The following is a 19,927-nucleotide window of genomic DNA, read 5'->3' on the forward strand; positions in this document are numbered from 1 at the left end:
CTGAGCTTTGTGTGGCTGGCAGGTGACCAGTGCAACTGCGAGTACCAGGTGGCATAAACGCCAAGGTCGAGCATGGCCCGCCCTTGGCGTGACGGAAAGCCTCTAGCGTGGCAGCTTGAGGTTGTTCCAGATCGCCAAGCTGGGTTCGGCCTGGTTCAGGGTGTAGAAGTGCAGCCCAGGCGCGCCGCCTTGCAGCAGGCGCTCGCACATTTCGCTGATTACCTGCTCGCCGTAGCTCTGGATGCTTTCGACGTCATCCCCGTAGGCTTCCAGCTGCTTGCGAATCCAGCGCGGAATTTCCGCGCCGCAGGCGTCGGAGAAACGCGCCAGTTTGCTGTAGTTGGTGATCGGCATGATCCCCGGGACGACCGGAATGTTCACGCCCATCTTGCGCACGCGCTCGACGAAGTAGAAGTAACTGTCGGCGTTGAAGAAGTACTGGGTGATGGCACTGTCGGCGCCGGCCTTGGCCTTGCGCACGAAGTTGGCCAGGTCGTCTTCGAAGTTACGCGCTTGCGGGTGCATCTCCGGGTAGGCGGCAACTTCGATATGGAAGTGGTCACCGGTCTCTTCGCGGATGAAGCTCACCAGCTCGTTGGCATAACGCAGTTCGCCGCTGGCCAGGCCCATGCCGGAAGGCAGGTCGCCGCGCAGGGCGACGATGCGCGTGATCCCGGCCTCTTTGTAGTGGCTGAGCAGGGCGCGCAGCTCGGCTTTGGAGCCGCCGATGCAGGAGATGTGCGGTGCGGTTTGCACCTTGGTTTCGCTGTCCAGCTGCAGCACGGTGTTGACCGTGCGATCGCGGGTCGAGCCCCCCGCACCGTAAGTGCAGGAGAAGAAATCCGGTTGGTAGCTCGCCAGCTGATGCGCAGTGGCGAGCAGTTTTGCGTGGCCGGCCTCGGTCTTCGCGGGGAAGAACTCGAAGCTGTAACGGCGTTCTTGGCTCATAAAACAATTCCTGAAAAACCCATGGGCGGGCTTTGCGTAGGGTGGATAACGCGTGGGTTAGCCACCATTGGCCACGGCGGTGGATAAGCCGAGGGCTTATCCACCCCTGCATTAATAGCGGTAGGCGTGCGGCTTGAACGGGCCTTGCTGCGGCACGCCGATGTACTCGGCCTGCTGGCTGGTCAGCTGGGTGATAACGCCTCCGAAGCCCTTGACCATCTCCAGCGCCACTTCCTCGTCGAGCTTCTTCGGCAGCACTTCAACGCTCAGGCGCGCGGCCTTCTCGGCAGCCGGCAGGTTGGCGAACTGGGCGCCGTACAGGTGGATCTGCGCCAGTACCTGGTTGGCGAAGGAGCCGTCCATGATCCGGCTCGGGTGGCCGGTGGCGTTGCCCAGGTTCACCAGGCGGCCTTCGGCCAGCAGGATCAGGTAGTCATCGTTGTGCGGGTCGAAGCTGCCGGCGCCGGTGCGGTGAACCTTGTGCACCTGCGGCTTGACTTCTTCCCAGGCCCAGTTCTTGCGCATGAAGGCGGTGTCGATTTCATTGTCGAAGTGGCCGATGTTGCAGACCACGGCGCGCTTCTTCAGGGCGCTGAGCATGTTGGCGTCGCAGACGTTGACGTTACCGGTGGTGGTGACGATCAGGTCGATCTTGCCCAGCAGCTGGCTGTCGATGCTGGCGGCGCTGCCGTCGTTGATGCCGTCCTTGAACGGTGACACCAGTTCGAAACCGTCCATGCAGGCTTGCATGGCGCAGATCGGGTCGACTTCGCTGACCCGGACTATCATACCTTCCTGGCGCAGGGACTGTGCCGAGCCCTTGCCCACGTCGCCGTAGCCGATCACCAGCGCTTGCTTGCCGGACAGCAGGTGGTCGGTGCCACGCTTGATCGCATCGTTCAGGCTGTGACGGCAGCCGTACTTGTTGTCGTTCTTGCTCTTGGTCACCGAGTCGTTGACGTTGATCGCCGGGATCTTCAGCTCGCCCTTGGCGAGCATCTCCAGCAGGCGGTGCACGCCGGTGGTGGTCTCTTCGGTGACGCCGTGGATCTTGTCGAGCATCGCCGGGTACTTCTTGTGCAGGATCTCGGTCAGGTCGCCGCCGTCGTCGAGGATCATGTTGGCATCCCACGGCTGACCGTCCTTGAGGATGGTCTGCTCGATGCACCACTCGTACTCGGCTTCGGTCTCGCCTTTCCAGGCGAACACCGGGATGCCGGCCGCGGCGATAGCGGCCGCGGCCTGGTCCTGGGTGGAGAAGATGTTGCAGGACGACCAGCGTACTTCGGCACCCAGGGCCACCAGGGTTTCGATCAGCACGGCAGTCTGAATGGTCATGTGGATGCAGCCGAGAATCTTCGCGCCTTTGAGCGGCTGTTCGCCGGCGTACTTGTGGCGCAGCCCCATCAGGGCTGGCATTTCCGATTCGGCGATGATGGTTTCGCGACGGCCCCAAGCGGCCAAAGAAATATCCGCGACTTTATAGTCGGTAAAAGCAGCGCTCATGCGGTAACTCCATTCGTGGTGTGCGAATGGGCGCCGTTGATGCGTTTGAACAGCGGCTGCCTCTATCAATGACAGGGCAACCGGCTGTTGAGTACGCCCCATCCGAGCCTGACAGATGTGATCTGCTGCAGCGCCCCTCGGACAGGTGGCGGGAGCGGCCGAAACAGGTTGGCCGCCGTGAAGCCGGGCGATTATAGCCGCGTAAACAGGCTTGCCCAAGGCTTTCTGTCTGTTGCCGGGTGGCTAAAGCGAGGGCAAACGCGCCACCCGGGCCATTGGCCCTGGTGCTGAACCTGGCGTTCGCGCGCTCATGGACGGTGCGAGCGCGCGCCTGCACAAGGGCTGCGGCAAACTAAGGCAAACACCGAGTTTGGTATTCCGCCCTCCGGCGAGGATACTGTCGGCTGCCGTTTAGTCGCTCAGTACCGCTCATGACCTTGAAAAAACTATCCCTCGCCCTGCTGGCCTGCCTGGCATTGACTGGCTGCGGCGGGGTCGACCCCAATTCGCCGCAGGGCCGGCGCCAGGCGATCTTCAAGCAGATGCTGAAAACCAGCGAAGACCTCGGTGGCATGCTGCGCGGCCGCATCCCCTTCGAGGGGGCGCGGTTCGCCGCCGGTGCGGTCAAGCTCGACAGCCTGGCGCAGCAGCCTTGGCAGCACTTCCCGCAGGTCAAGGAAACCGACAAAAGCAGCGCCAAGGCCGAGGTCTGGGAAAACCAGGCGCGGTTCCAGGAGCTGGCGCGCCAGCTTGAAGGTGCGACCGCGGCGTTGGTCGTCGCGACCAGGCAACAGCCGCTGGACCCGCTCAAGCTCGGCCCGCCGGTACAGGCCGTCGAAGACGCCTGCGAGACCTGCCACAAGGCGTTTCGCACTCACTGATTAACGCTCCAGCTCGTCGATCTTCTCGGCATCACCCTTGGCCACGGCTTTGTGCAGCGCGCGCTCGCGTTATTCCACGTGCGCGCCGTTCAGCTTAGAAGCCCTCGGCGCCGACGGCCTGCAGCTGCGCGCGCAACGCCAGCACTTCCGGATGACGAAAGAACGCGCTGAGTTGCTGGGCGCGGGTTGCGCCGATGCCCGGCTCGGCTTGCCACTGCTGCTCGCTGCGTCGGGCCAGCTCATCCCACTGCTCGGGCAGTTTGGCGCTACCGGTGGGTGGTAGGCCAAGGGCGCGCAGCCAGGTCATGAAAGGGCGCTGGGGCGCGGCTTGGAAACTGCGGCTGAGGCTGCTCGCGCTGCGTTCGCCCAAGCCCGGAATGCGGGCCAGCTCCGCCTGTGACAGCGTCAGCCAGTCGAGCAGGCCCGCCAGGCGCTGAGCCTGCAGCAGTTTGTTCCAGGTGCCGGGGCCTACCCCGCTGAGCGCCAAACCGTGCTTGCCGCTCAGCCAGGCCAGGCGCGCGCGGAACTGGCTGGCGCAGTCGGGGGTTGGCCGCCAGCAACTCAGGGCGTGGTAATCGGCGGCCTTCGGGGCTTGCAGTTCGGCGCGCTCGGTGCTGCGCCAGACCACGCTGTCCAGGCGCGGGATGGTCAGGCCGGCGAGGGCGATGGCGACTTGGTCGCCGGGGCGGATATCCAGTTCGTTCCAGCGCTGCAACGAGCCGAGGCTGACGCGCCGAATCGTCCGGTCATCCAGGCGCACCGGACGTAGGCTCAGCACCGGCGTGATACGCCCGCTACGACCGATCTTGAACTGCACCGTGCGGACTTCGGCCAACGCTTGGGCGACCGGGTATTTCCAGGCAGCGGCCCAGTACGGCGGCTCGGCTTGCCAGCGCTCCGCTGCGGGCCGGGAGCCCTGGCGCAGCACCACGCCGTCGCTGGCGAAGGGCAGCGCACTGCGGTACCAGCGCTCCCGCCAATGCCGGGCCTGGTCGAGGTCGGCAATCGGCTGGCTGAGGCGCTGGGTGTCGGTAAAACCCAGTGCGCTCAGACCTTCCAGGCGATCCTGCATGGCTGACGGGCCGGTTGGCCAGTCCCAGACGAACAAGCCGATTTGAGCCGCTTCATCAGCGCTCAGGGTTTGCCGCGCCATGAGGCCCGCGACTTTGCTGCGGGCGCCGACGCTGCCGCTCTTGGCCTGCACATGGTCGGGCAAGCGCCAGTACAGCTCGCCCTGCAAGAGCAGTGTGCGATTGCTGGGTAGCCGTTGCGGGATCGCGCGCAACCGCCGTGCGTTTGCCGTCCAGTCCTGTCCAGTGCGGCTGTCACCGCGGCTGATGGCTTGCTGCAGTTGGCCATCCTGATACACCAGGGTCACCGCGACGCCGTCCACCTTCGGCTGAATCCAGAGGTCGCTACGACCTTCGATCCAGGCCTGTACGGCGGAGTTATCCGCCAGCTTGTTCAGCCCGGTTTGCGCGACGGGGTGCTTGAGCTGGCCGCCGCTGGTGGCGAGCGGGTCATTGGTCGTGGCGGCAGCGGGGAAGCAGCTACTCCAAAGCTCCAGGCGGGCGCGGGCCTGGTCGTACAGCTCGTCGGCGACCATTGAGATGCCCTGCCGATGGTAGGCGTCGTCCCATTCGGCAATTTGCCGGGACAAACCGGTCAGTTCGGTTTGGGCGCGCTGCGGCGCCCAGTCGGGGCAGGGGGCGGCGAGCGAATTACAGGCGAACAGGCAGAGAGGTACGGCAATCCAGCCTTGCATCGAGAGCATCCTTGCTCGGGAAATGACGCCGCAAGTCTAGACCGGATAAGCAGAGGTGTCGGTTATACCGCCAGGGGTAGGGCAACGGGATGCAGGGTTTACGGGCGATGAGCTGGTTTTTGCGGGCCAACAAAAAGCCCGCATCGCCGCGGGCTTTCTGTCTGACGCCTGACGCTAGGCCTTAATTGACCTTGGCGTTCAGCTCACCCTTGGCGTACCGCTGGAACATGGCTTCCAGGGAGATCGGCTTGATCTTCGAGGCGTTGCCGGCGGTGCCGAAGGCTTCGTAACGGGCGATGCAGACATCGCGCATGGCCTTGACGGTTTCGCCAAAGAATTTGCGCGGGTCGAACTCGCTCGGGTGCTGGGCCATGTAACGGCGCATGGCTCCGGTGGACGCCAGACGCAGGTCGGTGTCGATGTTGACCTTACGCACGCCGTGCTTGATGCCTTCGACGATTTCTTCGACCGGCACGCCGTAGGTTTCCTTAATCTCGCCGCCGTATTGGTTGATGATCGCCAACCACTCTTGCGGTACCGAGGACGAGCCGTGCATCACCAGGTGGGTGTTGGGGATGCGCGCGTGGATCGCCTTGATCCGGTCGATGGCGAGGATGTCGCCGGTCGGCGGCTTGGTGAACTTGTAGGCGCCGTGGCTGGTGCCGATGGCGATGGCCAGGGCATCGACCTGGGTCTTCTTGACGAAGTCGGCGGCCTCTTCCGGGTCGGTCAGCATCTGGCTGTGATCGAGCACGCCTTCGGCGCCGATGCCGTCTTCTTCGCCGGCCATGCCGGTTTCCAGGCTACCCAGGCAGCCCAGCTCGCCTTCCACCGACACGCCGCAGGCGTGGGCCATGGCCACGGTCTGCTGGGTGACGCGAACGTTGTACTCGTAATCGGTCGGGGTCTTGCCGTCTTCGCCGAGGGAGCCGTCCATCATCACCGAGCTGAAGCCCAGCTGGATCGAACGCTGGCACACGTCAGGGCTGGTGCCGTGGTCCTGGTGCATGCACACCGGGATATGCGGGAACTCTTCGATCGCGGCGAGGATCAGGTGGCGCAGGAACGGCGCACCGGCGTATTTGCGCGCGCCGGCGGAGGCCTGCACGATCACCGGGGAGTCGGTCTTGTCCGCCGCTTCCATGATGGCGCGCATCTGTTCCAGGTTGTTGACGTTGTAAGCCGGAACGCCGTAGCCGAATTCGGCGGCGTGGTCCAGCATCTGGCGCATGCTGATAAGTGCCATGGTTTACCTATCTCCCGGTTGGGGTCGTTAATCGTGCAAGCCTGCCACGGGGCGGGCCTTGTATAGAGCAAATTGTATAGGGCGAATAACGCACTGCGTTATCCACCATGACAGCGCCAAACGGCGAATCGATCTCGCCAGCCCTGCCACTTGAATCCTTACCGGGCTTTGCAGCCGCGGCCAATCAGGTCGTTGCTGGCGACCCAGTAAAGCAAACCTTCCTCGCCCTTGCTGTGAAAGGCCAGCACGCCATCGCTATAGAACGCCCCCGAGGCGGCCGGTTCCTGCTTGAGACGGTAGACGATATCACCGCCCCCCAGACGCAGATCGATCGCCTCCTGACTGCTAGCGGCGAAACGCCAGAGCACTTCGGCCTGGCTGTCGCAGACCCAACGCGTCCACTGCTCCGGCGGCTGCGGCGAGCCGGCACAAGCGGCCAACAGCACGAATGCCGCCACGGCAAAAAGGCCTTTCATCCAACACTCCCAAGCCAGCGCTAGCCGCTCGTCCTTAGTGGTTAATCAGGGGCACTCGTCCGGGGCCGCCGCTGCACCGAGCGGCTCCCCCTCCTTGAGCGCCGGCTTTGGCATGGCATCCTCGCCGAAGCGGCGGTAGAGCACCGGCCCCGTCTCCGCCCACCACCCCATCTGGTAGCAACTGCGCTCATGCGCCTCTGCTTGGTGGCCCTGGCCAGCCTGCTCGGCTTGCCCCTCTGGAGCGCCCGCGCACCCTACAGCAAGACCCGCGTTCAACAAAACCAGCAGGGGCTTGAGCATGTGCGGCATCCTCGTCTGAACCCTGCGCAGGCTTGTCTGGACCTCCCCGCCTAGCCACAGGGGGATAATCCACGACATTCATGCCATTCACGCCTTCGCGCGTTGTTCCAAAACTTCTACGGCCGGCAGGACTTTGCCCTCGACGAATTCGAGGAAGGCGCCGCCGCCGGTGGAGATGTAGGAGATTTTTTCAGCAACGCCGTATTTGTCGATGGCCGCCAGGGTGTCGCCACCGCCGGCGATGGAGAACGCCGGGCTTTCGGCGATGGCCAGGGCCAGGGCCTTGGTGCCTTCGCCGAACTGGTCGAACTCGAAGACGCCGACCGGGCCGTTCCACAAAATGGTCTTGGACGACTTCAGCAGTTCGGCGAACAACGCGGCGGTCTGCGGGCCGATGTCGAGGATCATATCGTCGTCCGCTACTTCGCTAACTGCCTTGACCGTCGCCACGGCGCTTTGCGCGAATTCCTTGGCCACCACCACGTCCACCGGCAGCGGCACGCTGACCTTGGCGGCGATGGCTTTGGCGGTGTCGAGCAGATCCGGCTCGTACAACGACTTGCCGACCGGGTAACCGGCCGCCGCCAGGAAGGTGTTGGCGATGCCGCCACCGACTATCAGCTGGTCGCAGATCTGGCTCAGGCTGTTGAGCACGTCGAGCTTGGTCGACACCTTGGAGCCGGCGACTATTGCCGCCATCGGCTTGGCTGGGGCGCCCAGGGCCTTGCCCAGGGCGTCCAGCTCGGCGGCCAGCAGCGGACCGGCGGCGGCGACTTTGGCGAACTTGGCCACGCCGTGGGTCGAGCCCTCGGCGCGGTGGGCGGTGCCGAAGGCGTCCATGACGAACACGTCGCACAGCGCCGCGTAGCGCTGCGCCAGCTCATCGCTGTTCTTTTTCTCGCCCTTGTTGAAGCGCACGTTCTCGAACAGCACGATGTCGCCGGCGTTGATCTCAACGCCGGCGAGGTAGTTGGCCAGCAGCGGCACTTCACGGCCGAGGGCCTTGCTCAGGTAGTCGGCCACCGGCTTGAGGCTGTTCTCGGCGCTGAATTCGCCTTCGCTCGGGCGCCCGAGGTGCGAGCAGACCATCACCGCGGCGCCTTTCTCCAGGGCCAGCTTGATGGTCGGCAGGGACGCCAGGATACGCGCATCGCTCGTCACCACGCCGTCTTTTACCGGCACGTTGAGGTCTTCGCGGATCAGTACGCGCTTACCTTGGAGGTCGAGGTCGGTCATCTTCGCTATTGTCATAAACGGCGTGGTCATGGAATCAGTCCTTCACGGGGGCTGGTTGTGCAGTTGAATTAGCCGAAACGCGCAGATAGTGGTCGGCGACGTCGAGCATACGGTTGGCGAAGCCCCATTCGTTGTCGAACCAGGCCAACAGGTTCACCAGCCGGGGGCCGGAAACGCGGGTCTGGCTGCCATCGACAATCGCCGAATGCGGATCGTGATTAAAATCGCAGCTGGCGTGCGGCAGCTCGGTATAGGCCAGCAGGCCCTTGAGCGGGCCCGACTCGGCCGCCTGGCGGAGCACACGGTTGATCTCGGCCGCATCGGTGTCGCGGGCGGTCTGGATAGTGATATCCAGGCAGGACACATTGACCGTCGGCACCCGCACGGCCTTGGCCTGAATCCGCCCATGCAGCTCGGGCAACAGCCGCTCGATGCCGCGCGCCAGCCCGGTGGACACCGGAATCACCGACTGGAAAGCCGAGCGCGTGCGGCGCAGGTCTTCGTGGTGGTAGGCGTCGATGACCGGCTGGTCGTTCATCGCCGAATGGATGGTGGTGATGGAGACGTATTCCAGCCCCACCGCCTCATTCAGCAGTTTGAGCAACGGCACGCCACAGTTGGTGGTGCAGGAGGCGTTGGAGACCAGCAATTCGGCGCCGCTCAGCGTCTGCTGGTTAACCCCGAAGACGATGGTGGCATCGATATCCGCCTCGCTGGCCATCGGCTGCGAGAACAGCACGCGCGGCGCGCCGGCGTCGAGAAAGCGCTGGGCGTCGGCACGGGTATGGTAGGCGCCGGAGCATTCGAGCACCAGATCGACCCCCAGCGCGGCCCAGTCGACGCCTTCCGGGGTGGCGCTGCGCAGGACTTGCACGCTGCCGCCATTGATCTGCAGGCAATCGCCATCGATCCGCACCTCGCCAGGAAAACGACCGTGGGTAGAGTCGAAACGCGTCAGGTATTCGAGGCTGGCCAGATCGGCCAGGTCATTCAGCGCGACGATCTCAAGGTTCGCCCCGGCGGCCTCGAACCCGGCCTTCGCCCCGCGCTCATACAGCGCGCGCAGCACGCAACGGCCAATCCGGCCATATCCGTTGAGGGCGACTCTGTAGGGGCGGTTATTGGACATGAGGTTCTCGATATGCGGGCTTTTGTCCCCTCCCCCTTCTTTATGAACGAAGCGCGGGAGAGGAGCGCTAGAGCACTCAGAATCTGTTCAAGGTCGTCGCGAGCGCAGGTCAGGCAAGGCGAAGACAGGCAAGGAAGCGGAGTTGACTGCAGTCAATGAGCATTCCGAGCCTGTTTTCAACGCAGCATCACCCAGCGCAGCAGACATTGAGCAGGTTCTCAGCCTTCCAGCAATTCGGCGGCGGTGTCCAGGATGTTCTCCAGGGTGAAGCCGAAATGCTCGAACAGCGCCGGTGCCGGTGCCGACTCACCGAAGGTGGTCATGCCGATCACTCGGCCTTCGAGGCCGACATATTTGTACCAATAGTCGGCATGGGCCGCCTCGATGGCGATCCGGGCGCCGACTTGCAGCGGCAGCACGGACTGCTTGTAGCCGGCGTCCTGGGCGTCGAACACGCTGGTGCACGGCATGGACACCACGCGCACCTTACGGCCTTGCTCGCTGAGTTTGTCGAACGCCTGTACCGCCAGACCGACTTCCGAGCCGGTGGCGATCAGGATCAGCTCCGGCTCGCCGGCGCAGTCCTTCAGCACATAACCGCCACGGCCGATGTTGGCGACTTGCTCCACTTCCCGCGCCTGATGCGTCAGGTTCTGCCGGGAGAAGATCAGCGCGGACGGGCCGTCGTTGCGTTCGATGGCCTGCTTCCAGGCTACCGCGGACTCCACCGCATCGCAGGGCCGCCAGCAGTCCAGATTCGGTGTCATGCGCAGGCTGGCCAGTTGTTCGATCGGCTGGTGGGTCGGGCCGTCCTCGCCCAAGCCGATGGAGTCATGGGTGTAGACGAACAGCACGCGCTGCTTCATCAGTGCCGCCATGCGCACGGCGTTGCAGGCGTATTCCATGAAGACCAGGAAGGTCGCGCCGTAGGGAATGAAACCGCCGTGGCGAGCGACACCGCTCATGATCGCGCTCATGCCGAACTCGCGCACGCCGTAGAACATGTAGTTGCCGTTGGCGTCGTCGGCGGTCACGCCCTTGCAGCCTTTCCACAGGGTCAGGTTGGAGCCGGCGAGGTCCGCCGAGCCGCCGAGGAATTCCGGCAGCAGCGGGCCGAAGGCGTTCAGCGCGTTCTGGCTGGCCTTGCGGCTGGCGATGGTTTCGCCCTTGTTGGCGACGTCGGCGATATAGGCCGCAGCCTTCGCCGCGAAGTCGGCCGGCAGCTCGCCCTTGATCCGCCGGCTGAACTCGCTGGCCAGTTCCGGGTAAGCGGCGGCGTAAGCGGCGAAGCGCTGGTTCCACTCGGCCTCGGCGGCGGCGCCGGCTTCCTTGGCATCCCAGGCGGCGTAGAGCTCGCTCGGCACTTCGAACGGGCCGTGACTCCAGCCGAGGGCCGCACGGGTCAGGGCGATTTCGTCGTTACCCAGCGGCGCGCCGTGGCAGTCTTCCTTGCCTTGCTTGTTCGGCGAGCCGAAGCCGATCACCGTCTTGCAGCAGATCAGCGTCGGTTGCGCGCTCTTGCGTGCGGTCTCGATGGCGGTCTTGATCTCGTCGGCGTCATGCCCGTCGACGTTGCGGATCACCTGCCAGCCGTAGGCCTCGAAGCGCTTGGGCGTGTCGTCGGTGAACCAGCCATGCACTTCGCCGTCGATGGAGATGCCGTTGTCGTCGTAGAAGGCGATCAGCTTGCCCAGGCCCAGAGTGCCGGCCAGCGAGCAGACTTCGTGGGAGATGCCTTCCATCATGCAGCCGTCGCCGAGGAACACGTAGGTGTGGTGATCGACGATCTTATGGCCATCGCGGTTGAACTGCGCCGCCAGGACTTTCTCCGCCAGGGCGAAACCCACGGCGTTGGCCAGGCCCTGGCCGAGCGGGCCGGTGGTGGTCTCGACGCCGGCGGTATAGCCAAACTCCGGGTGGCCCGGGGTGCGCGAGCCGAGCTGGCGGAAGTTTTTCAGGTCATCGAGGGTGACGTCGTAGCCGGTCAGGTGCAGCAGCGAGTATTGCAGCATCGAGCCGTGGCCGTTGGACAGCACGAAGCGGTCGCGGTCGGCGAACTCCGGGTTGCTCGGGTTGTGCTTGAGGTAATCGCGCCACAACACTTCGGCGATGTCGGCCATGCCCATGGGGGCGCCGGGGTGACCGCTGTTGGCTTTTTGCACGGCATCCATGCTGAGGGCACGAATGGCATTGGCACGCTCACGACGGCTGGGCATCGCTGATCTCCTGGGAGGGCTGCATTAAAACAGCGGGTCGAAAAAAGGCGGCTATTTTCGCCCAGCCAAGCCTGCGGGGGCAATCACAGATGGTCATGCCCCGGCCAAAAGCTCACATATTTGTCGCCGGCCGGCAGGTTCAGCAGCGCCTCAGTCACAGGTGCCTGCTCACTCAGGAAGACCGACGGGGTCAGGTAGCGACCGTTTATCCGAAGAGTTGTCAGTGCTGGCTGCCCCGAACAACCTGCAACTGGCGCGCACAGCCGCCCATCAGCCAATATCAAAACTTTTTGATATTGGCATTGCGAGCAGCAAAACCGGGGGCTAGACTGCCGCCCCATGAACCTGCGCGCGCCCTTAATCCGCCATGACGACTGCGACGAACTGGCCGCCCTGTGCAAAGCCGGCGGCGACCCGTTGCGCTTGAATGTGTTGCGCGCACTGGCCAACGACTCCTTTGGCGTACTGGAACTGGCACAGATCTTCGCCACCGGCCAGTCCGGCATGAGCCACCACTTGAAGGTCCTCGCGCAAGCCGGGCTGGTCGCCACCCGTCGCGAGGGCAACGCGATCTTCTATCGCCGCGCCTTGCCGCAGGGTGAGTTGTTCGGCGGCACGCTGCACGCGGCACTCTTGGAGGAAGTGGACGAGCTGACGCTGCCGGCGGACGTGCAAGCCCGCATCGGCGAGGTGCATGGCCAGCGCGCCGCGGCCAGCCACGACTTCTTCGCGCGGATGGCGGCCAGCTTCCAGGCGCAGCAGGATTTGATCGCCGGCCTGCCACAGTATCGCGATAGCGTGTTGGCGCTGCTCGATGCGCTGGGCTTCCCCGCCGGCGCCACGGCGCTGGAAGTCGGCCCCGGCGACGGCGGTTTTCTGCCGGAACTGGCCCGGCGTTTCAGCCGCGTCACGGCGCTGGATAACAGCCCGGCGATGCTCGAGCTGGCGCGCCTGCGCTGCGAGCGCGAAGGGCTGAGCAATGTCGATTTACGGCTGGCCGACGCCTTGGGCTCCGCCTGCGAGACCGCCGATTGCGTGGTGTTGAACATGGTGCTGCACCATTTCGCCGCGCCGGCCGAAGCCTTGAAACAACTGGCGCCGCGCGTACATCCCGGCGGCAGTTTGTTGATCACCGAGTTGTGCAGCCACAATCAGAGTTGGGCCAGGGAGGCCTGCGGTGATCTCTGGTTGGGCTTTGAACAGGACGACTTGGCCCGCTGGGCCTCAGCCGCAGGGCTTACGCCCGGTGAAAGCCTGTATGTGGGCTTACGTAATGGTTTCCAGATTCAGGTCCGACATTTTCAGCGGCCAGCTGGCGACACTCACCCATCGGTGCATCCATCGATAACCTAGGAAACCGTCGAGATGAGCGAATACTCTCTTTTCACCTCCGAGTCCGTGTCTGAAGGACATCCGGACAAGATTGCTGACCAGATCTCCGATGCGGTGCTGGACGCCATCATCGCCCAGGACAAGTTCGCCCGCGTGGCGTGCGAAACCCTGGTGAAAACCGGCGTGGCGATAGTCGCCGGCGAAGTCACTACCTCCGCCTGGGTCGACCTCGAAGACATCGTCCGCAACGTCATCATCGACATCGGCTACAACAGCTCCGACGTCGGCTTCGACGGCGCCACCTGCGCGGTGATGAACATCATCGGCAAGCAGTCCCCCGACATCAACCAGGGCGTCGACCGTTCGCGGCCGGAAGACCAGGGCGCTGGCGACCAGGGCCTGATGTTCGGCTACGCCAGCAACGACACCGACGTGCTGATGCCGGCGCCGATCTGCTATGCCCACCGCCTGGTCGAGCGCCAGGCAGAAGCGCGTAAGTCCGGCCTGCTGCCGTGGCTGCGTCCGGATGCCAAATCCCAGGTCACCTTCCGCTACGAAAATGGCAAGCCGGTCGCCGTCGATGCCGTGGTGCTGTCGACCCAGCACAGCCCGGAGGTGTCCTACAAGGACCTGCGCGAAGCCGTGATGGAGCTGATCATCAAGCACGTGCTGCCGGCCGAATGGCTGCACAAAGACACTCAGTTCCACATCAACCCGACCGGCACTTTCGTGATTGGCGGCCCGGTGGGTGACTGCGGTCTGACCGGCCGCAAGATCATCGTCGACTCCTACGGCGGCATGGCCCGCCACGGCGGCGGCGCGTTCTCCGGCAAGGACCCCTCCAAGGTCGACCGCTCGGCCGCCTATGCCGGTCGTTACGTGGCGAAGAACATAGTCGCCGCCGGCCTGGCCGAACGCTGCGAGATCCAGGTGTCCTACGCCATCGGCGTGGCGCAACCGACCTCGGTGTCGATCAACACCTTCGGCACCAACAAAGTAGCGGAAGACACCATCATCAAGCTGGTGCGCGACGTGTTCGACCTGCGTCCATACGCCATCACCAAGATGCTCGACCTGCTGCACCCGATGTACCGGGCCACCGCGGCCTACGGCCACTTCGGCCGCACCCCGGAAGAAGTGACGGTGGATGGCGACACCTTCACCACCTTCACCTGGGAAAAAACCGACAAGGCCGCCGCCCTGCGCGCAGCCGCCGGCCTGTAAGGGTCAGCCGGAATGTAAAAAGCCCCGCCATGTGCGCAATGCTGTTCACTTAAGCTGTAGGCCGGCAACTTTTGCCTCCAGCTACAAGGTGAAGCCTAGAAAAAACGCCGCTTTCCGGTAAGGAATAAGCGGCGTTTTTTCTTAACTGAACAGCATTGCCGCCATGTGCGAGGCTTTTGCTGTTCGGGCAGATTTACTGGGCGGCGGTGGGGCTGGCCAGCGGGCGATGTTCGATCTTCAGTTTGGTGAAGGTGGCGGCGCCTGCCTCGGTCTCGTAGCCGCTGTTGTCTTGGGTGTAAACGCCGGCCTTGAAATACACCGGCTGGACTGCCCAGGCCGAGTCGAGTTTGGTTCCCCATTTCACCCCGTTGAGGCTCACCGTCAGGCTGCCAGAGGGGCTGAGATGCACCGTGTAGTTGATCTTCTGGTTCAGCGCGACTCCGCGTACCAGCACGTAGCTTTGTGCTTCCGGGTCTGTTGGCTTGTGGCGGACCTTGAACGACAGATTGCCAGTCCCGGAGCTCTGCATCTGATACTCGAGCTTGAACAGTGGCCAATTGGTGGTGGCGGTATGAATTTGGCCGATGACCAGTTTGCCGGTTGAGGGTACCTGGGTGACCTGCAGGGTCGCGCTCAGGTAGTGATCGGCAGAGGGATAGACCCAGTTGCGCCTGCTCCCGTCGGCAAAGGTTTCCCGCAACTCGCTACGCGGGTAGCTGGAATTCGGCGTGGTGGTGCCGTTGACCGGAGCCCAGAAGAAAATGGCCCCGGAGTTGGACTGGAAGTAATGGTCCTGATAGCCGCCGACCAACAGCGGGGTGTCGATGGTGACGGCAGGTACGCCTACGGGGATGGTGAGGTTCCAGGTGGCAAGGTCGATCATGGGAATGACTCCAGAAAGCGGAATCGCTTTAGTTGTGGTGGCCTTCATCGCTGGTTTGCGGGCGAGCCAGAGCGCGCCGATGACTCACGGAGCAAGTCGACACTCGGTGTGGCTAAAGGCTGGCGGTACTGGCGAAGCGCTCGGTCGGGCGGCTCGCTGAATACTTTATAGGTCAGCTGGTGGGCTTGTTAAAGGCCGTTCGTCCGTATATTGACGCTAATAAAATGGCGCTATTTTGACTGGGTATCGGTTGGCCATTTTTCCGCTTGCGGGTGCCGTGGGTGGAAAAAGCATTAGGCATTGTTCGACAAAGATTTTTTCCGCGGGCGGTGCGTCATTTTTCCGGCGGCTGCAGGGATTTTCGCGGGAAACACAGTCGGCCAGCGGACGCCTCTAAATCACGGATTGCAGGTGGCTTACAGCGACTCCGTGCAGGCCTCTACATTTGCTGTTGGGGCGGAGTCTCGGCCAAAGCGCACCATCCCCCCTGGCGACCCGGTAAACTATCGCTCCGCCCCGAACAGCGCGAAAACCGGTTGCCTAGCAGCATGACCCCGCTCAAATACCTCCAGGCCTACTCCGCCACCCTGCAAGATCAGGTGCGCCAGCTGATCGCGCAACAGCGCCTGGGTGACTACCTGAGCCAGCGCTACCCGGCGCGGCATGCGGTGCAAAGCGATAAGGCGCTGTACGCCTACACCCTGGCGCTAAAGCAGGAGCATCTGAAGAACGCGCCGAGCATCGATAAGGTGCTGTTCGATAATCGCCTCGACCTGACGCACCGCGCCTTGGGCCTGCACACGGCGATCTCGCGGGTGCAGGGCGGCAAGCTCAAGGCGAAGAAGGAGATTCGCGTGGCGTCCTTGTTCAAGGAGGCGGCGCCGGAATTTCTCCGGATGATCGTGGTGCATGAACTGGCGCACCTGAAAGAGCACGAGCACAACAAGGCGTTCTATCAGCTCTGTGAATACATGCAGCCGGGCTATCACCAGCTGGAGTTTGATTTGCGCCTGTATCTGACCTACCGCGAGTTGGAAGGCCGCCAGGCGTCGAACGCCGCGCGCTAGCGTGCTTGCCGTCCTTACTCTTGGATTATTTGCGCAGCATCAGGCTGAGCTGATCGACGACTTCGGCCCAGTCGGCATCCTCGAGGATTTCCTCGCGCAGGAAAGCCGCTTGCGCCGCCGTCCAGAACGACGCGTCGGCCAGGGACAAGGAGGCTGGCAGGGGCGAGTGGGTGGAAATGAAGGCACTGATGCTGGCGGGGTCAGCCGGCAGTCCCAGCTGTTTGAACAGGGACGGGAGACTGTGCATGGGTGATTGCATGGGGTTCTCCAGAATACCGGCTTGGGTTGCTGAAGGTGCCGCAGAGGCTTGGCCCGGCAGCCGCCGCCTCAGCTAAAACCGTAGCGCAGAACGACCGCCGCGGGAGGATTTGTTCCTGCGGTTTGCCTTGGGCGTTGCGCAAAGCCTGTTTGCCTTGCTCCCGCACAGGCGCAACTCCCGGTGTCCGATGCCTCAGGAGGTTTGGGGGTCAGGCCGGCAGATGGCCTCGCCCTACCCGGTGCGGCTGACGGCAACCGATAGAGCGCCGGAAGTAGAAGCGCGCGGGTACAGCCGGTTGGGCCGCCCCGTAGCGGCACCCCTCACCCCCGCCCCGTTGAACGCCTGTCGCATCAACTGGGCGTTGCACTGGCCTGTGCAGTTGCCTGGCGGCCACTAGTGGCAGACCTCGCACACCTCAGCGCGAGGCACCAGTTTAAGGAACTCATCCATGCGCATGTGGACCAGGCTCTTGTGATCACCGGCCTCCAGATAAATGTCCTGCTGCCGGGTCAACAAGGGGTCGACCACCATGTTCATCCCGTAAGGTTCGCTCAACGCCGGCACGGCCCCGCGCTCGCAGTCCGTGAACAGGCCGGCGATCGTGCTTTCGTTGGTGAGTTGCCATTCTTCTGCGCCACGCACTTTGTCCAGGTCCAGGTGCCGACTGGCAGGTACCACCGCCATCAGATAGCGGCCGTGCCGATCATCCAGAATCACCGATTTGGCCACCCGTTCCGCCGGAATGCCGGCCACGCGAGCCGTCTCCAGGCTGCTCGCCGAATGCGGGTGGGCAATGATGTCGAATTCGCAATGCGCCTGTTCCAGACTGCGCTGTAAAGTTTTTGCCATACGCATGATGCACCTCCACGCCCTGTCGAATACACCAAGGCCACTGGTTATCAAAACTCCCCTAGTGAAAGTTTAGGCAGTGCGAGGGGCGGTGGCGGCTGGGCGGCTGTAACACTTGATGCTATGGGGTGGAGTCGATAGCGGTGATTGGCCTAAGCGGGAGCCGAATCACGCTGTGCCGCGAAGAAACTTGCGCCCTGCCTGTGACCCAATTCGAGAGCGGACACGTCACCCCTAAAGCCCTCTCCCGTTTTGAAGTGAGCTGCCGATGCACCCTCTGCGAAAAGCGCTGCATAACGAACTGCATTCGCGTCCCTCGATCTATTTCGACGGGCCCGCCTATGTCTACCACCTGGCCTTTATCGACCCCGATGATCAGTGCGACGCGATAATCAGCAGCCTCTATGCACAGGCTGGCGCGCTTTATGATCGCAGCACGCCGCAAGGGCTGATCAAGCTTGGGACCTTTGCGTTGAAGTGGGAACGGCACACCGAGTTTTTTACCTTGACGTTGGTCGCGCCCAAGTCCGACGGCGAGACCGCCGAGATCTGGCAGCCGCTTCCCGCGGTGCTCAAGGGCATAGTCGAAGCCCACCGCGATCTGATCATCAATGCCGATCTGATCCAGGTTGAAACGCAGCAGAGCTGGGCCGGCGATTATGCGTTCTATGGCTTCAAGGACCCGGCCGGCTCGAGTGTCGGTGGTGGCGATGCCACGGTCTGGAGTGACTTCAAGCTCGACCAGGAGGGCATGAACCGGATTCTGCTGATCAATCGCGGCTTGAATGCCTATCGCCTGGGTCGCATGATCCGGCGCCTGCTGGAGATCGAAACCTATCGCATGATGGCGTCCTTGACGCTTCCGGTCGCGCAGTCCATCAGTGTCTCGTTGAAGGAGTTCGACAAGGAACTGACTGGCCTTTCCGACAGCAATGCCGAGACCGCCTCCGGCGATGCCAAGCACCTGCTCAACGACATCGCCGCACTCTCCGCACGCATAGTGCGCAGCACGGCACGCTCGCGCCGGCGCTTCAGTGCGACCGACGCCTATTCGAAGATCGTCTTTGAGCGCATCGGCGAGCTGCGCGAGGCCCATCTGGGCGACTGCCAGCGGCTGGGCGTATTCATCGAACGGCGCTTCAAGCCGACAGTCCGCTACTGCGCGGCCACCGATCAACGCCTGCAACGCCTGGGGCACAGCGTCGCCAACCTCAGCGAGTTGCTCCAGGCCAGGGTCCAGGTCGAGGTCGAAGCGCAGAACTCGGAGATCCTCCATAGCCTGAACAGCAGAGCCAATACCCAGATCAAGATTCAGAAGGCGGTCGAAGGGCTTTCGCTGATCGCCATCAGTTACTACCTGCTCAGCCTGTTCAAACTGGTGTTCGAAGGCCTGCACACCGTCGGGCTGAAGATCGAGCCACTGACCGCGGCAACCTATATGACCCCTATCGCGCTGTTCATTCTTGGCTTTATCGCCTTACGCATCCGCCAGGCGAAGAGCCACTGAGGGGGGCCGCGATCTTAGCGTTCTGACCGGCGCAGCGCTGTTTTCGTGGCGAGCGTTGAGGGGTCTTGTAGGGCGCGAAGGCTCTGAGCCGGGGGTATTGCTGGAACCGTTTACGGGCGACTCGGATGAGTCGCTTGTCGCCACTAGCCGAGTGTCGGAATCTGGTTTATTAATGGCAGGTCGCCATTAGTGGTGTGGCGATTGCTGCGCCGCTGGGCTTGGAGCGGGCTGCGACCCTGGGTTGCGAGTAGCGGGCTACGGCTGTTGGCCCGCCTGGATTGCAAAGAATAAGAAGAATAAAAAGGATGAAACCCATGCCGCGTGCTCTGCTGTTGAGTGTGTTGTGGCTGCTGACGAGCGGCGCGTCAGCGCAGACGTTGCGTCTGGTGGCGGATGTCTGGCCGCCGTTTACCGATCAGAGTCTGCCGAACGGCGGCCTGGCCAGCGATTTGGTCAACACCGCCTTGACGCGCGCCGGTTACGCCACGGAGCAGGTGCAGGTGCCTTGGGCACGGGCGCTGCGTGGGATCGAGGTGGGCAGTTATGACGTGCTGGTGAACGCCTGGTTCACCGAGGAACGCACCCAGCTCGGGCAGTTCTCCTCGCCTTATCTGCTCAATCGGGTGCGCTTGCTCAAGCGCAAGGATTCGCCGATTGACTTCGCCTCGCTGGCGGACTTGCAGCCCTTCAACATCGCGGTGGTGCGCGGTTATGGCTACGGCGCGGAGTTCGATAGCGCGAGCAGTTTGCAGAAGGTTCCGGTGCTCGGCTTTGCCAGCGCGGCGCGGATGCTGCATGCCGGGCGGGTCAACCTGACGCTGGAGGATGAGTTCGTCGCGCGCTATTACCTCGACCGCGAGCCGAGCAGCGTGCGTGATGACCTGGAGTTTTTGCCCAAGCCGCTCAGCGAGAACAACCTGCATATTCTGGTCAGCCTGCAGAACCCGCAGCATGCGCAGATCGTCACGGCGTTCAACCGGGCGCTCAAGGCGATGAAGGCCGACGGCAGTTATGCCGCACTGTTCAAACGCCACGGGCTGTAGGCGCTTTAGTCCGTCGGCGCGGGGCTGCGCCGCTATCGCTCATGCGAGCGGCATGCGGCG

At 63.3% G+C, this 19,927-nt stretch carries 18 protein-coding genes and 1 riboswitch; of the genes, 6 read left to right on the forward strand and 12 right to left on the reverse strand.

All coding sequences use genetic code 11. The annotated features are described in order from the left end of the window. Nucleotides 1-102: 102 nt before the first annotated feature. Both metF and ahcY read right to left on the reverse strand, forming a co-directional pair. Nucleotides 103-948: a methylenetetrahydrofolate reductase [NAD(P)H] gene (gene metF, locus FFS13_RS12060; RefSeq protein ID WP_137819333.1), complete on the reverse strand. Its 846-nt coding sequence runs from the start codon at nucleotides 946-948 to the stop codon at nucleotides 103-105. A gap of 111 nt (nucleotides 949-1,059) precedes the next feature. Further along, nucleotides 1,060-2,454: an adenosylhomocysteinase gene (gene ahcY / locus FFS13_RS12065; protein WP_137819334.1), complete on the reverse strand. Its 1,395-nt coding sequence runs from the start codon at nucleotides 2,452-2,454 to the stop codon at nucleotides 1,060-1,062. A 21-nt stretch (nucleotides 2,455-2,475) separates the two neighbouring features. Beyond that, nucleotides 2,476-2,599: riboswitch (S-adenosyl-L-homocysteine riboswitch) on the reverse strand. Between the two features lie 286 nt (nucleotides 2,600-2,885). Here ahcY and FFS13_RS12070 point away from each other — a divergent pair. Further along, nucleotides 2,886-3,335 carry a cytochrome c gene (locus FFS13_RS12070; protein ID WP_137819335.1) on the forward strand — a complete coding sequence of 150 codons (450 nt, stop codon included), beginning with the start codon at nucleotides 2,886-2,888 and terminating at the stop codon, nucleotides 3,333-3,335. 94 nt (nucleotides 3,336-3,429) lie between these two features. Here FFS13_RS12070 and ligB read toward each other — a convergent pair whose 3' ends face one another. From ligB to tkt, 7 genes are all read right to left on the reverse strand, one after another. After that, nucleotides 3,430-5,109 carry an NAD-dependent DNA ligase LigB gene (ligB, locus tag FFS13_RS12075; RefSeq protein WP_137819336.1) on the reverse strand — a complete coding sequence of 560 codons (1,680 nt, stop codon included), beginning with the start codon at nucleotides 5,107-5,109 and terminating at the stop codon, nucleotides 3,430-3,432. Nucleotides 5,110-5,281: 172 nt separating this feature from the next. Next, entirely contained in the window at nucleotides 5,282-6,346 is a 1,065-nt protein-coding gene (gene fba / locus FFS13_RS12080; protein ID WP_137819337.1) for a class II fructose-bisphosphate aldolase, read from the reverse strand. Between the two features lie 158 nt (nucleotides 6,347-6,504). Then, nucleotides 6,505-6,822, reverse strand: coding sequence for an MliC family protein (locus FFS13_RS12085; RefSeq protein ID WP_137819338.1), 318 nt, complete (start codon nucleotides 6,820-6,822; stop codon nucleotides 6,505-6,507). Nucleotides 6,823-6,867: 45 nt separating this feature from the next. Beyond that, nucleotides 6,868-7,122, reverse strand: coding sequence for a hypothetical protein (locus tag FFS13_RS12090; protein WP_137819339.1), 255 nt, complete (start codon nucleotides 7,120-7,122; stop codon nucleotides 6,868-6,870). Nucleotides 7,123-7,209: 87 nt separating this feature from the next. Then, nucleotides 7,210-8,373: a phosphoglycerate kinase gene (locus FFS13_RS12095; protein WP_137819421.1), complete on the reverse strand. Its 1,164-nt coding sequence runs from the start codon at nucleotides 8,371-8,373 to the stop codon at nucleotides 7,210-7,212. 19 nt (nucleotides 8,374-8,392) lie between these two features. Then, nucleotides 8,393-9,487, reverse strand: a complete 1,095-nt coding sequence (epd, locus tag FFS13_RS12100) for an erythrose-4-phosphate dehydrogenase (protein WP_137819340.1) — start codon at nucleotides 9,485-9,487, stop codon at nucleotides 8,393-8,395. A 218-nt stretch (nucleotides 9,488-9,705) separates the two neighbouring features. Further along, nucleotides 9,706-11,703 (reverse strand): transketolase, encoded by a 1,998-nt coding sequence (gene tkt, locus FFS13_RS12105; protein WP_137819341.1) that lies wholly within the window; start codon nucleotides 11,701-11,703, stop codon nucleotides 9,706-9,708. Between the two features lie 339 nt (nucleotides 11,704-12,042). Between tkt and FFS13_RS12110 the strand changes: the two genes are divergently transcribed. Together FFS13_RS12110 and metK are read left to right on the forward strand one after the other, a co-directional pair. Then, on the forward strand, nucleotides 12,043-13,056 hold the full coding sequence (locus FFS13_RS12110; RefSeq protein WP_137819342.1) for a metalloregulator ArsR/SmtB family transcription factor: 1,014 nt from the start codon (nucleotides 12,043-12,045) through the stop codon (nucleotides 13,054-13,056). A gap of 12 nt (nucleotides 13,057-13,068) precedes the next feature. Beyond that, nucleotides 13,069-14,259 (forward strand): methionine adenosyltransferase, encoded by a 1,191-nt coding sequence (metK, locus tag FFS13_RS12115; RefSeq protein WP_137819343.1) that lies wholly within the window; start codon nucleotides 13,069-13,071, stop codon nucleotides 14,257-14,259. 193 nt (nucleotides 14,260-14,452) lie between these two features. Here metK and FFS13_RS12120 read toward each other — a convergent pair whose 3' ends face one another. Continuing rightward, nucleotides 14,453-15,142 carry a polysaccharide lyase family 7 protein gene (locus tag FFS13_RS12120; RefSeq protein ID WP_137819344.1) on the reverse strand — a complete coding sequence of 230 codons (690 nt, stop codon included), beginning with the start codon at nucleotides 15,140-15,142 and terminating at the stop codon, nucleotides 14,453-14,455. A 548-nt stretch (nucleotides 15,143-15,690) separates the two neighbouring features. On the opposite strand from FFS13_RS12120, the gene FFS13_RS12125 reads away from it, so the two are divergent. Continuing rightward, a complete protein-coding gene (locus FFS13_RS12125) occupies nucleotides 15,691-16,209 on the forward strand; it encodes a M48 family metallopeptidase (RefSeq protein ID WP_137819345.1) in 519 nt (172 codons plus the stop codon). Nucleotides 16,210-16,234: 25 nt separating this feature from the next. Here FFS13_RS12125 and FFS13_RS12130 read toward each other — a convergent pair whose 3' ends face one another. Beyond that, nucleotides 16,235-16,468 (reverse strand): DUF2789 domain-containing protein, encoded by a 234-nt coding sequence (locus FFS13_RS12130; protein WP_137819346.1) that lies wholly within the window; start codon nucleotides 16,466-16,468, stop codon nucleotides 16,235-16,237. Nucleotides 16,469-16,861: 393 nt separating this feature from the next. Further along, nucleotides 16,862-17,323 carry an aminoacyl-tRNA deacylase gene (locus FFS13_RS12135; protein WP_137819347.1) on the reverse strand — a complete coding sequence of 154 codons (462 nt, stop codon included), beginning with the start codon at nucleotides 17,321-17,323 and terminating at the stop codon, nucleotides 16,862-16,864. A 262-nt stretch (nucleotides 17,324-17,585) separates the two neighbouring features. On the opposite strand from FFS13_RS12135, the gene FFS13_RS12140 reads away from it, so the two are divergent. After that, a complete protein-coding gene (locus FFS13_RS12140; RefSeq protein WP_137819348.1) occupies nucleotides 17,586-18,824 on the forward strand; it encodes a DUF3422 domain-containing protein in 1,239 nt (412 codons plus the stop codon). Nucleotides 18,825-19,129: 305 nt separating this feature from the next. Continuing rightward, complete coding sequence (locus tag FFS13_RS12145; RefSeq protein ID WP_137819349.1) at nucleotides 19,130-19,867, forward strand: ABC transporter substrate-binding protein; 738 nt, start codon at nucleotides 19,130-19,132, stop codon at nucleotides 19,865-19,867. Nucleotides 19,868-19,927 lie beyond the last annotated feature (60 nt).

Source organism: Pseudomonas sp. 2FG, from assembly GCF_005502935.1.
GTDB lineage: Bacteria > Pseudomonadota > Gammaproteobacteria > Pseudomonadales > Pseudomonadaceae > Aquipseudomonas.